This window comes from Paraburkholderia sp. GV068 (assembly GCF_003058125.1).
Lineage (GTDB): Bacteria > Pseudomonadota > Gammaproteobacteria > Burkholderiales > Burkholderiaceae > Paraburkholderia > Paraburkholderia graminis.
In genome coordinates this window covers 133,802-146,747 of the sequence record NZ_QBUB01000010.1, presented here as the reverse complement: position 1 = coordinate 146,747, position 12,946 = coordinate 133,802, and the positions used below count along the sequence as shown (strand labels likewise).

At 59.8% G+C, this 12,946-nt stretch carries 10 protein-coding genes and 1 pseudogene; 5 read left to right on the top strand and 6 right to left on the bottom strand.

The features are described 5' to 3' along the window. Positions 1-101: 101 nt before the first annotated feature. Entirely contained in the window at positions 102-380 is a 279-nt protein-coding gene (locus C8K18_RS20860; RefSeq protein ID WP_006049832.1) for an HU family DNA-binding protein, read from the bottom strand. Positions 381-730: 350 nt separating this feature from the next. Between C8K18_RS20860 and C8K18_RS20855 the strand changes: the two genes are divergently transcribed. Together C8K18_RS20855 and C8K18_RS20850 are read left to right on the top strand one after the other, a co-directional pair. Next, on the top strand, positions 731-1,114 hold the full coding sequence (locus tag C8K18_RS20855; protein ID WP_107709521.1) for a hypothetical protein: 384 nt from the start codon (positions 731-733) through the stop codon (positions 1,112-1,114). Between the two features lie 177 nt (positions 1,115-1,291). Beyond that, positions 1,292-3,265, top strand: coding sequence for a bifunctional diguanylate cyclase/phosphodiesterase (locus tag C8K18_RS20850; RefSeq protein WP_107709519.1), 1,974 nt, complete (start codon positions 1,292-1,294; stop codon positions 3,263-3,265). 21 nt (positions 3,266-3,286) lie between these two features. Here C8K18_RS20850 and C8K18_RS20845 read toward each other — a convergent pair whose 3' ends face one another. Further along, positions 3,287-4,015 (bottom strand): DUF899 family protein, encoded by a 729-nt coding sequence (locus C8K18_RS20845; RefSeq protein WP_107709517.1) that lies wholly within the window; start codon positions 4,013-4,015, stop codon positions 3,287-3,289. A gap of 261 nt (positions 4,016-4,276) precedes the next feature. On the opposite strand from C8K18_RS20845, the gene C8K18_RS20840 reads away from it, so the two are divergent. Continuing rightward, the gene (locus C8K18_RS20840) at positions 4,277-5,206 is read left to right on the top strand and encodes a LysR substrate-binding domain-containing protein (protein WP_107709515.1); all 930 of its coding nucleotides are present in this window, start codon (positions 4,277-4,279) and stop codon (positions 5,204-5,206) included. Positions 5,207-5,210: 4 nt separating this feature from the next. On the opposite strand, the gene C8K18_RS20835 is transcribed toward C8K18_RS20840, so the two are convergent. The 3 genes from C8K18_RS20835 to C8K18_RS20825 form a co-directional block, all read right to left on the bottom strand. Continuing rightward, positions 5,211-7,496 carry an LPS-assembly protein LptD gene (locus C8K18_RS20835; protein ID WP_107709513.1) on the bottom strand — a complete coding sequence of 762 codons (2,286 nt, stop codon included), beginning with the start codon at positions 7,494-7,496 and terminating at the stop codon, positions 5,211-5,213. Between the two features lie 143 nt (positions 7,497-7,639). Next, positions 7,640-8,029 (bottom strand): hypothetical protein, encoded by a 390-nt coding sequence (locus C8K18_RS20830; protein ID WP_107709666.1) that lies wholly within the window; start codon positions 8,027-8,029, stop codon positions 7,640-7,642. After that, positions 8,022-8,234 carry a hypothetical protein gene (locus C8K18_RS20825; protein WP_107709511.1) on the bottom strand — a complete coding sequence of 71 codons (213 nt, stop codon included), beginning with the start codon at positions 8,232-8,234 and terminating at the stop codon, positions 8,022-8,024. The genes C8K18_RS20830 and C8K18_RS20825 overlap by 8 nt, the downstream gene beginning before the upstream one ends. Positions 8,235-8,646: 412 nt before the next feature. Here C8K18_RS20825 and bamA point away from each other — a divergent pair. Further along, positions 8,647-10,881 (top strand): annotated as a pseudogene (gene bamA, locus C8K18_RS20820) (outer membrane protein assembly factor BamA); the annotation flags it as partial. A gap of 136 nt (positions 10,882-11,017) precedes the next feature. After that, on the top strand, positions 11,018-12,268 hold the full coding sequence (locus C8K18_RS20815; protein WP_107709508.1) for an MFS transporter: 1,251 nt from the start codon (positions 11,018-11,020) through the stop codon (positions 12,266-12,268). Between the two features lie 21 nt (positions 12,269-12,289). Here C8K18_RS20815 and C8K18_RS20810 read toward each other — a convergent pair whose 3' ends face one another. Further along, complete coding sequence (locus C8K18_RS20810; RefSeq protein WP_107709506.1) at positions 12,290-12,895, bottom strand: peroxidase-related enzyme; 606 nt, start codon at positions 12,893-12,895, stop codon at positions 12,290-12,292. Between the last annotated feature and the right edge of the window lie 51 nt (positions 12,896-12,946).

Genomic DNA, 12,946 nt, shown 5'->3' with positions numbered 1-12,946 from the left:
CGTCTATCGGGGCTGCGCAGCGCGCGATTCTTCACACTCGAGGCGTCGCTCGCAGCGCCATGACGGCGCATGGCGGACGCTCCAGTGTGAAGCGCGTTGCATTACGACGCGTTGACTGCTTCCTTGAACGCCTTGCCTGCGGTGAACTTCACCGTCTTGGCTGCGGCGATCTGGATCTCGGCGCCCGTCGACGGATTGCGGCCCACGCGTGCTGCACGCGCGCCAGTCGAGAAAGAACCGAAACCGACCAGTTGCACCGTATCGCCACCGACCACGGCTTTGGTCACCGCTTCAACGATAGCGTCGATGGTTTGGCCCGTGGCCGCTTTGCTTTCGCCCGTCGCTGCGGCGACTGCATCAATCAGTTCCTGTTTGTTCATAGCACTTCCCGTATGGTAATCATGGAAACGGCGCTACATCTGTCGCGCCGGGACCGACACACTAACGCATAGGCGCGCATTCGCGCAAACCCCGCGTGTAAGCCTTGTTTCACCCGCCCACTGGGGATTTGACGATTTTCTTCGGCAAAGTGCCATAAGAATCGTGCGCTTACGCGTTTCTCGCGCCGTACCAGCGAACGCGTCGAATCACAATCCGTTGCAATTTCAGTGCTTTAGCGCGGCCTCTCGCAATCGCCCAGTGATTTTTTACTATGTTATGGTGCCGCCCGCGAGCAGCGGCATTCGCCTTGCAACGCGCCGACAAGCCAGCAATCGGGAGAAAGAAAAAGATGAAATTTCGCCATATTGCAACATGTGCACTGCTCGGCGCGCTCGTCGGCGGCACTGCTTCAGCCGATGAAAACGGCTGCGCGACGCTCGCAAGCGCCACTCATCCGGCAACCCCGCAAGCTTTTCAGGTACGCGACGGCGAGCCCGTGGATCTCATCAGCGGAATGAAAACGGTGCATGGCAAGCTGCTCGTATTCGGCGAAAACGGCGTGTTTCGCGCTTACTGGCAGCCTGAAAACAGCGCCGAAAAGTATGTTCTGGCGAATGCCGGTGAGGACGCCGTGCGCCTCGTTTCGACGCCGCCGCAAGGCAGCCCCGCCACGCACGGCGAACCCGGTACGACGCTTGGACCCTTGCGCGTGCTGTCCTGTCCCACGCTTTGAGCCGCAACCCCAAGGTCAAAGTTACTCGAACGACGCGCGAATAGACGCCCCTTTCGCAACATGCAGGTCGTTCTTACCGTCTCACGAACTGAAGCTCGCATCGACTGCGCTCAAGGTCCGACCGGCCCCTGCCGATATACCAAGCTGCGTATGCGGCGCAAATGTTAAAGGACAGGAATGGTTGCAATAACCAGATTGCGAGAAGCGTTGTCGGTTGCGGAAGGAGACCCCGAGCTCGTGCGTTCGCAGGTCCAGGCGTTCGGCCGTCAGATTCCCCTTCTCTACTTCATCCTGATCGTCAATACGATGGCCGTCACGTTCACGCATTTGCATAGCGCGCCGGCGTGGATGTCCATCTACATTCCCGGCGCGCTTTGCACGCTGTGTGTCGTACGCTGCATGCGATGGTGGCGTGGCCGCAACCTGGTACTGACTCACGAGAAAGCCGTACCCGAATTGCGCCGACTCATCTGGGTAGCGGGCATCTTCGGCATTGCATTCACTACCTGGTCGCTGATGCTGCTGCCCTACGGCACGCCGTATGAACAGGCGCACGTCGCGTTTTATATGGCGACGACAGTAGTAGGCTGCGTGTTCTGCCTGATGCATTTGCGCGTGGCCGCGTTGCTGCTGCTGTCTATCGTTATCCTGAGTTTTTCGACATTCCTCGTCTTCACCGGCTCTCCGGTTTTCATCGCGATGGCGATCGACATGACGCTTATCGGACTCGCACTCGCGTTCATCATCGAACTGTATTACCGCTCGTTTGCGGGAGTCGTGCACACGCAGCGCGATTTGCAGGCGAGTCAGGAGAAGACTCAACGACTCAGCGACGAGAACTTTCGACTCGCAAGCATCGACAGCCTGACCGACCTGCCCAATCGCCGCAGTTTTTTCGCCTCGCTGCGCGCGCTGTCCGAGCAGGCGCTCGCCACTGGCGGCGGCTTTAATGTGGGCCTTATCGATCTCGACGGCTTCAAGCAGGTCAACGACATCTACGGTCACGCGAGCGGCGATCTCGTGCTGCAGGAAGTCGGCGTGCGTCTGCTTGCGCTTGCCGAGCCCGGCATATTCTTCGCGCGGCTCGGTGGCGACGAATTCGGAGTACTCGCGCAAGACCGGCAATCGAACGATGCGCTGCTCGAATTGGGCCAGCGCATTTGCGACGCGCTCAGTCAGCCGTATCGCGTCGCGGGCAATATCGCGGAACTGTCGGGCACGATCGGCTGGGCCGCATTTCCCGACGCGGGCAACACCGTTACTCAAGTGTTCGAGCGTGCGGATGCAGCGCTTTACGTCGGCAAGGAAGGCCGCCGCGGCACAGCCGTGATCTTTTCCACGGAACACGAAACGCGCATTCGGCGTTCGAGTCTCGTCACGCAGGAATTGCGTCATGCGGAACTCGAGTCGGAACTCTTTCTGGAGTTTCAGCCGATCTCCGACGTCGTGACGAGACGGACAATCGGACTCGAAGCACTCGGCCGATGGCACAATCCGCGGCTCGGCGCAGTCAAGCCGGAAGAGTTCATCCGCATCGCGGAGCGCACCGAAATCATTCTGCGGATTACGGAAGTACTGCTGCATAAAGCACTCGCCGAAGTTCCGCATTGGCCAGCCGAACTCTATCTGTCGTTCAATCTTTCCGCGATCGATATTTCGACGTCGGCACGCGCGCGCCGTCTTATCGACATTGTTTCGGCAAGCGGCGTGCCGCCGCATCGCGTGTCGTTTGAGATCACGGAAACGGCGGTCACGCGCGATTTCGAGCAGGCCCGCTCCGCGCTCACGATGATCAAGCAGGCAGGCTGCCGCGTTTCGCTCGACGATTTCGGCACCGGCTATTCGAGCCTCAGTTACGTGCACCGTCTTCCGTTCGATTCGATCAAGATCGACCGCAGCTTCATGACCGACGTCGATTCGAATAGCGCATCGAAGAAGATCGTCAAATCGGTACTGGATCTGTGCAAGAACCTCGGGCTCGAATGTGTGGTCGAGGGGCTCGAGACTTCGTCGCAGGCCGAAGTGGTCAAGGCATTGGGCGCTCGCGCGGTGCAAGGCTACCTGTTCAGTCCGCCCATGCGTTCGGGCGCCGTGTCAGGCTATCTGCAAGCCGCGCTCGCGCAAAGTCAGGCAAACGACGCAGCGAGCTAATCGCCCTTGCCGCGCGCCGCGCTAACGCGGTGCATTGTCGTATTGCAGCTTCGGATACCAGTCGCTGCCCCGGCCGCCTGGCGTCATATCGAGCACGGTCCAGATCGGCATTACGTCGGGCGCGCCTCGCGGGTCCTGGCCAGGATCCGCGGTCCACGGACCCATTTCCGCGGCCCAGAAGTGACGCACCGTCCCATTGGTTCTCGTGAACACGTTGAATGCGGGCACGTCGTCGCCGTCCGGATCTTCTCCCGCATAGTCGCGATTGAATGTATTGCCCGCCGACGAATACAGCCGCAAATGGCGCCAGCCGCGCTCTTTCTTGAAGGCGGCGAGTTTCTCTATCGGCGATCGCGCGATCACCGCAAATGCGACGCGCTGCAGAATGTCGGGCATTTCGCCGTCATACGCACTCAGCAGCGAAGTACACATTGGGCAAGGCCGCTCGCGCTGTGGACCGAACATCCAGTTATAGGTGACGAGTGTGTCGTGAGTGCCGAACATTTCGGACAACGTGACGGGTCCGGACTCTCCTTCGAAACGATAATCCTCCGGCACCGGGCCGCCGAGCGGCAACGCGCGGCGCTGGGCGGCGACGCGTTCGATATGGCGGCGCAGTTCGATTTCTTCAGCGAGTAATTCGTTGCGTGCACGCCGGTATTCGGCGCTTTCGCCGGGAAAACGGCGCGGCGAGTCGGCCAGTTCGCGGGCCGGCTTGAGCGTCGATGAAGCCTGGTTCAGTTCAGTCATCTGGCATCTCCTGTCGATGAGAAAGGACAAGTGAGCGGCTAAAGGGCTAAAGGGCTAAAGGCGCGCCGCCCATATGCAGACGACGGTCGAATCCACCGAGTATCGACAACGCGTGCAAACAATTTATCGCACAGTGCGCAAGAACTTCTTTCCGCACTGCAATGAAAACCGCTGCAAAACAATCGCCACGTCGCGGTATGCTGTCGCGAAACGGCACGCACGCGGCCTCGCGGGCGTTGCGCCGTCATATGGGGATGCAACATGCCGCTACGTCTGCCGCCTTTGCCCGCGCTCCGTTTTTTCGAAGCGGCGGGCAGGCATCAAAGCTTCAAGCTCGCCGCCGCGGAATTGAATGTGACGCCGAGTGCCGTCAGTCACGGCATTGTCGGTCTCGAAGAAGCGCTCGGCGTCGAACTGTTCGTGCGCGAGCCGCGCGGCATATCACTGACCGCGACCGGCGCCGACTATCTGTCATATGTTTCAGAGGCGTTTTCGCTGATCGCGATCGGCACGCAGCGTCTGCCGAATCATCGCGCGAATCGGCCGATTGCGTTGAGTTGCGCGCCGACGTTTGCATCGCGCTGGCTATTGCCGCGCTTGCAGCATTTCAAGGCGCGTTGGCCGAATGCCAACGTGACGGTCGACACATCGCATCGTCAGGTCGGTTTTCCCGTGGATGGATTCGATTTCGCAATCCGCTTGAGCCGCGCACCGGTTGCGGGCACCGCATGGACGCGGCTCTTTGGAGAACAACTCGTCCCCGTTTGCAGCCCCGCTTATCTCGAGTCGCTGCGCGACGCGCATGGCGCGCCGTCATTGCAGAAGGCCACGCTGATTCACGTAAACGCCGCGAGCGAAGACTGGCAGACGTGGCTCGAAGCGACCGGCGCAGAGAAGATAGATCCCGACGACGGCTTGCGTGTCGATACCATCCAGCTCGCATTCGAAGCCGCGAGCATGGGACTCGGCGTTGCACTTGGCCGCAAGCCGTTGGTGGATCGCGACCTCGAGAGCGGCGCGCTCGTTGAAGCGGCTTTCGACACGATTGACTCGGCGGGCGCGTATTGGCTCGTCAGTGCGGAGAATGGCGAACGTCGGCCGGAACTACTCGGCTTCAGGCAATGGATACTCGCGGAGGCCGAGCAGTTTTCGTGCGACGACGCCAGCGCCGATATCCACACGCCGCAATAGAACGCTATTGATAATCGCTGAAGCGCGACACCGGTTCTTCCACCGTCGACGCGGGCGTATAGCCGGGCACATTGGCGCGAAACTGATTGAGCAAACCGTTATCGACCTGCGAAAAGCCCTTCAACTGAAGCTGCATCAGCATGCGGGTTCCAGTACTCGGCGACGTGGCCGAACTCGTCGCATTGGTGTACTTTTCGAATGCGACACCGAGGGACCAGCAGTTAGCGTCGTATTGAATCCCAAGCAAACCGGCAATCAGCCGATGCGCACTCATGTCGTAATTGACACGCGCAACGCTGACGACATTGCGCGCAAGCGGCCATTGCCCGGAGACAATGAACTGATTGACCGGCTGATAGTCGAGCGTACTATTGGCTCGCGTGTAGCGGTACGCCATATTCAACACCTCGTGCGCGCCAGGCGCCCAGCCAAATCCGGCCTCCGCATGCGTGAGGTAATGATTGGCCTGACTGTACTCGACAGCCTGCTCCGCGCTGAGATTGGACCCCACCTTGTATGAGGCGCCGAGAATAATGCCGGTCCGCGCCACCGTGCTGATGTTGTCGGTGGACTGCAACGTCACACGCGGCGTGCGAAAGTCATATTGCTGCGCGAGAACAAAGCGCGCGCGCTCATCCCCGCTTGAGGGGTCGATGAAGCGCGTGGTCAATGCCGCCGTCGCGCGATTCGCATCGGACACCCTGTCATTACCGACAAAGCTGTTCTCCATGAACAATTCGGCGAGTCCGAAATCCGCGGCGGCCGTGTCGAATAGCGGCACATACGACTGGTTGCGATAAGGCGTGTACACATAGAAGAGGCGCGGTTCGAGCGTCTGTATGTATGACTGCCCGAACAGCCGCACGCTTCGCTCGAAACGCATGCCGGAATCGAGGCTGAACGTCGGCACGTTCACGCTGAACGATTTGGGCTCGCCCGCGGGCACGTCGGAGCCGATCGACGTCAGATCATACGCAGCGAAATGCCACGCCAGCTTCGGTGTAATGAACCAGCCCGGACGCTCGATTGGATAGCTCACATACGGGTTGAAAACGAAGCGATTGCCTTGCGTCATATCCGACGACGAGATGGTGAAGCGCGTCGCATCTGCCTCGGCGCCAAAATCAAAACCGCCCACGTTGTAGCGCGCGTAGCGGACATTGACTTGCGGCTCGCGGTTGTAAGTCGAGTCGCTGGAAAAAGATTGCCAGCGCTGCTCGCGCGCCAATACGGTCCACGGTCCATTCGAATAGGTGAGCCCGGCTTCCTGCTGATACAGCGTGGTCGAGCCGGTCGGAAAGGCAATGCCCGACGCGAGATCGGTTACGACCGTGGAGTCGGAGACGCGGTTGTAATTGACGTATGCGCCGAATCCCGAGCCGAAATCCCAGTTCTCTTTCAACGCAATCGAATAGCGCTCTGTGTTGGTTATTGCATCGTGCGGCAGCCAGGCAACTGAAATCGAACCGGAATCGTTGGGCCGCAAATAACGGTAATCGGCTGTCAGCATTGCGCCTCTGCGCGTCATGATACGTGGCGTCAGCGTGAGATCGTAGTTCGGTGCAAGGTTGAAGTAATACGGCAGCGCGACGTCGATGCCATTAGTGGAACTCATCGAGAAAGTCGGCGGCAACAGGCCGCTGCGCCGCGCGCCCGACAGTGGAAACGATAGCCACGGACTCGCAAGCAGCGGCACGCCCTGAAAGAACAGCACGCCGTTATGAGCGATGCCCTCGTCAGTACCGGTATCCATGTCGAACTCCGATGCCTTCACGTACCAGGCCGGGTCCGACTCGCATTGACACGCGCTGTACGTGCCGTGATGCACGACCGAGCGTTCCTTATCCAGAAGATCGACTCGTCGCGCACTGCCCCAACCTCCCGTGAGATGGAACCGGTATTTGGGCACGCTGATATAGCCTTCATTCGCTGCCAGGTAAACATGCGCGTCCGGGCCGTCGAACACGTTGCCATTCTGAACGAGTTGTACGTTGCCATAGGCATCGGCCTTATCCGTATCCACGTCGTAATGCAATGCGTCGCCCTTCACGATGGACACGCCGCGCCGCAACTGCGCATGTCCCTTGAGCGACACGTCCGTGTCCGCGGTGGCCGTGACGGAATCGGCAATCGCCGATACGGATGGCCGATCTCCCGCGCGCATCGGCTGCTCCGTCAACTGCGGCGCGAGCCGCAGACCCCATACACCGTCGACAGATTCGGCTTGCGCAGCCGCGCCGCTCAATTGCGCGTGACCGGCAAGCGGTGCATAGCCCGCAGTACACAGCATCAGGGAAACGAGCCGCCTTAAGCGAATGCGCTGAAATACACTGCGTAGTTTCAAAAGAGGTAACGAAAGGAAAGAATGAAGGACGCAGCAATGCGAAAAGAAAGCACGCCGACGCCGGCAGCGTATTCACGAATGGAATGCGGCTATTGCAGCGTCACATCGCTCGCGCGAGCCTCGTTTGCAGCCGCCACGCCGCCGAGCGCGTGCAGCAGATGAGGAATCTGCTCGGCGGGCAACGAAAACGACAGGCCCGCATTCGCCGATAGGCGAAAGCGGATCACCACCATGCCCATGCCTTCCAGCCGGCCAACTTCCCAACCCTGACAATGCAGTGCGAAACCTCTCTCCTGACCGTCGTGAGCCACGCGGTCCGCATGCTCTATGGCATTGGGCAGCGCCACCAGAAGATCGTTGAGTACCGAACGATGCAGCGCGGCCGTGGGCTGATTGCCGTGAATCAGCAGGTACTGGCCGTCCGCCGTCAATTGCATGCCGGTGATCGAATCCAGCATGAAAGTCGAAATGTCAGCCACGAAGCGCATCCTCTCGCGCAGGGTTGCCGCGCTGCCGCGCATCGACCGGATCGACCATAGCGACCGCATCGATCGCATCGACCGCAGAGCGCGGCACGTCGCGGCGCACGAGCAGCGACGCTGTAGCAAGGCGCAACGAAAAGATCGGCGTCGAACTGACGCGCAAGATCGCTGCAAGAACCGCCGGTGAAAAGAACTCCATCATGACCCGCCCTCCAAATCGCGTTACGCCGGTAGCGCAATCGCCGATTTCACAATAGCAGCGCCCATGCGCCATTGGGTTACACGCGCCCTACGCTTTCTTCGCCTCTGTAACGCATTATTTCCACGCACAACGCTGACAGCCCCCGCGCACCGCCTCGTCGATAGATTGGACACCGCACGACCATAAGGCGCGGAAAGTTTCCGGTAACGATAGCCGCCGCACACGTCCCTATACTTCGCGCTTTCCAGAGCCCAATACCGCCGTTTCGAATGCGCCGTTTGCCTTCGAGCGTTCTCATCTGCGCTCGCGCGCGCTGCATCAGGATCGATAACTCAAGATGAACTTTCAAGCTTTAACGAGCCGGCTGGCAGGCGCGCTTTCATTCGCCGGCATCACGCTGGCAAGCAGCCCCGCGCATTCCGCCGAACCGTTCGTCGTGCAGGACATCAAGATAGAAGGTCTGCAACGCATCGAAGTGGGCACCCTCTTCGCCTATCTGCCGATCAAGCAGGGAGAGCCCTTTACGGACGATAAGGCTTCCGAATCGATTCGCGCGCTCTATGCCACCGGCTTTTTCAACGACGTGCGTATTTCCACCGAAGGCAATGTCGTCACCGTGCACGTTCAGGAACGCCCCGCCGTCGGCACAATCGACTTCGCGGGCATTCACGAGTTCGACAAGGAAAACCTGACGAAGGCGCTGCGCGCCGTCGGTTTGTCGCAAGGCCGCTCTTACGACAAGGCGCTCGTCGACAAGGCGGAGCAGGAATTGAAGCGCCAGTACCTGACGCGCGGCTATTACGCCGCGGAAGTGACGACGACGATCACGCCGATCGACCGTAACCGTGTGGCGATTCTCTTCGCCGTGGCCGAGGGTCCGAGTGCAAAGATCAGGCAGATCAATTTCATCGGCAACAGCGTATTCAGCACGGACACGTTGCGCGACGAAATGCAGTTGTCCACGCCGAACTGGTTCTCGTGGTACACGAAAAACGATCTGTATGCGAAAGACAAGCTCACCGGCGACCTGGAACATGTGCGCTCGTACTACCTGAATCGCGGCTATCTGGAGTTCAACATCGAATCGACGCAGGTATCGCTTTCGCCGGACAAGAAGGATATGTACCTGACGGTCACGCTTCACGAAGGCGAGCCGTACACCATTTCTTCTATCAAGCTGGCGGGCAACCTGCTCGACCGCGAGAGTGAATTGACGAAACTCGTGAACATCAAGGCCGGCGAGCGCTTTTCCGCGGAAAAGCTGCAGGCCGCGACGAAGGCCGTGGTCGACAAGCTCGGCGAATACGGCTACGCGTTCGCCACCGTGAATGCATTGCCGAAGATCGATCAGCAACACCGTACGGTCGACCTGACGCTGCAAGTGGACCCGAGCCGCCGTGTCTATGTGCGCCATATCAACGTGACCGGCAACACCCGCACGCGCGACGAAGTAGTGCGCCGCGAAATGCGTCAGCTCGAAAGTTCGTGGTTCGACTCGAACCGCCTGATGTTGTCGAAGGACCGTGTGAATCGTCTCGGCTATTTCACCGATGTCGACGTGACCACCGTGCCGGTGGAGGGATCGCCGGATCAGGTCGACGTGGATGTCAAAGTCAACGAGAAGCCGACCGGCGCGATTACGCTGGGAGCGGGCTTTTCGTCCACCGACAAGGTGGTACTTTCAGCCGGCATTTCGCAGGACAATGTGTTCGGTTCCGGCACGAGCCTCGCGGTGAACGTGAATACGGCGAAGACGTACCGCACGCTTTCGCTTACACAAACGGACCCGTACTTCACCGTGGACGGCATCAAGCGTATTACCGACGTCTACTACCGCACCACCTATCCGCTCTATTACTACACTGATACGAGTTTTCGCATCATCACCGTGGGCGCGGATCTGAAGTTCGGCATTCCGTTCTCCGAGGCGGACACCGTCTATTTCGGCCTCGGACTCGAGCAGAACCGGCTGAGCACGGATTCATCGACGCCGCAAAGCTATAAAGACTATGTGGCCGAGTTCGGCAATGTGGTCAACAACGTGCCCATTACAGCAGGCTGGGCGCGCGACAATCGCGACAGCGCACTGGTGCCGAGCCGCGGTTACTTCGTGCAGGCCAATAGCGAAGTCGGCACGCCGGCGGGCGGCACCGAGTACTACAAGACCGACCTTCAGGCGCAGTACTACTACTCGTTCTCGCGCGGCTTCATTCTCGGCCTCAATCTTCAAGGGGGCTACGGTAATGGGTTTGCCGGCAAGGCCTATCCGATCTTCAAGAACTACTACGCAGGCGGCATTGGCTCGGTGCGCGGCTACGAATCCGGCTCGCTCGGGCCGACCGACAAAACCACGGGCGACCCGATTGGCGGCTCGCGAATGGTCGTGGCCAACGTCGAAATGACGTTCCCGCTGCCCGGCACCGGATGGGACAGAACACTGCGCGTTTTCACCTTCGTCGACGCCGGCAATGTGTGGGGCAGCGAAGGCAATAGTACCGGCGCAAACGGCTTGCGCTACAGCTATGGCGCGGGACTCGAATGGATTTCGCCAATTGGCCCGCTGAAATTGTCGCTCGGCTTTCCGGTCGTCAAACACGCGACCGACAAGTATCAGAAGTTCCAGTTTCAGATCGGCACGTCGTTCTGATTCCGTCGACGCTTATTGCAAGCATTGCAAGCGCAAGCTGCATTGCACAGGTGAGCGGCATTCACCTGTCATCAAAAACTTTTCTTTTGCCGCTTCTGATACTCGCTGCGACCATTGTGTCAAAGGAGATCAGAACATGTCGACCACCAGTAGCAAACGCTTCACGCCCGCGTTCAATCACACGACGCTCGTCATTCTCGCCGCCGCGCTTGTTCTCAGCGCGGCAATGGGCATCCGGCAAACGTTCGGGCTCTTCATCGGGCCTTTTTCGTTCGATCGAGGTTTGCCCGTCACGCTGATCGCATTCGCGATCGCACTGCACAATCTCGTGTGGGGTTTCGCGCAACCGTTCGCGGGCGCAGCCGCGGATCGCTACGGCTCCGCGCCGGTGGTTGCATTCGGCGCGACGACTTTTGCAGCGGGCCTGGGACTCGCGGCCGCTACGCCGAGCGGCCCGTTGCTGATCGTCGGCATGGGTCTGCTGGTCGGCATTGGCGTGAGTTGCACCACGTTCGGTGTCGTGCTGCCTGCGGTCGGCCGCGTTGCGTCGCCCGAAAAACGCAGCATGGCAATGGGTCTTGTCAGCGCAGGCGGCTCTGTCGGGCAAGTATTGATGGTTCCTCTCGTGCAAGGAATCAGGCTCCATGCGGGTATCGCCACGTCGCTCTTCGTGCTCGCTTTCGTGATGCTGATGGTCGCCCCGCTCGGCATCGTATTGGACCGTCGCGCGCCTGTAGGAGCGCCGCGGCACGAAGCTCCCGCTGCGCCGTTACGCGATACGCTCGCACAGGCCGCGCGACATCGCGGCTATCGGCTGCTCACGCTCGGCTTCTTTACCTGCGGATTCCAGCTCGCATTCATCGCCACACACTTGCCCGGCTATCTGTCGCTGTGCCATATGCCGATCGGACTCGGCGCAACCGCACTCGCGCTGATCGGTCTGTTCAATATGGTCGGCAGTTGGGGTTGTGGCTGGCTCGGTGGCCGCTTCCGGCAGCATTACGTGCTTGGCTGGCTCTATCTGATTCGCAGCGCGACGATCGGCGCATTCTTCGTGTTGCCGAAGAGTGCCGTCACGGTGGTGCTATTCGCAGCGGTAATGGGCCTCACATGGCTCGGCACGGTTCCGCTGACGAGCGGACTCGTGGCGAAAGTATTCGGCACGCGGCATCTTGGCAGCCTGTTCGGCGTGTGCTTTTTGAGTCATCAGATCGGTTCGTTTCTCGGCGCGTGGCTAGGCGGCGTCGTATTCGATCTAACCGGCTCGTATTCGCTGCTGTGGCAAGCAACGGTTGCGAGCGGACTTATCGCGGCGTTGCTGCACTTTCCCATTGACGATACCGCGCTGCCCACGCCCGCCCTCCGTTCCGAACCGGCGAGCGCATAAACGGCATAGCGCAGAATAAGCCTATTTTGAAGCAGTATCCGATGCGGCTTTCGGCACGCGGCCCATCAAATAGAACTCGTCGTTGGGACGCATCGAAATGACATTGGCCATGCGATTCGACAAGCCGAAAAACGCCGTGATCGCAGCAATGTCCCAGATGTCTTCGTCGGAGAAGCCGTGTTCGCGCAGAAGCTCGAAGTCGGTTTCATCGACGCTGCCCGATTCGCGGCACACCTTCAATGCAAAGTCGAGCATGGCGTTTTGCCGCGCGGTAATGTCCGCCTTGCGATGATTGACGGCAAGCTGATCCGCGAGCAAAGGCGCCTTTTCGTAGATGCGCACGATCGCGCCATGCGCGACCACGCAATAGGGGCAATTGTTCACCGCGCTCGTGGCCACCACGATCATTTCGCGTTCGCCTTTGGTGAGGCCGCCTTCCTTTAGCATTAACGCGTCGTGGTACGCAAAGAACGCGCGAAACTCATCCGGCCGATGCGCGAGCGTCAGAAATACATTCGGCACGAAACCGGCTTTCTGCTGCACTTCGAGAATGCGCGCACGGATGTCGTCGGGCCATTCGCTGGGATCGGGCACGGGGTAGCGGCTGATCGGCTGAAGCGTTGTCATGCTGTGTCTCCTTTATCGCGCTATATGTGATGACGATTGTAGCGCTCGCGT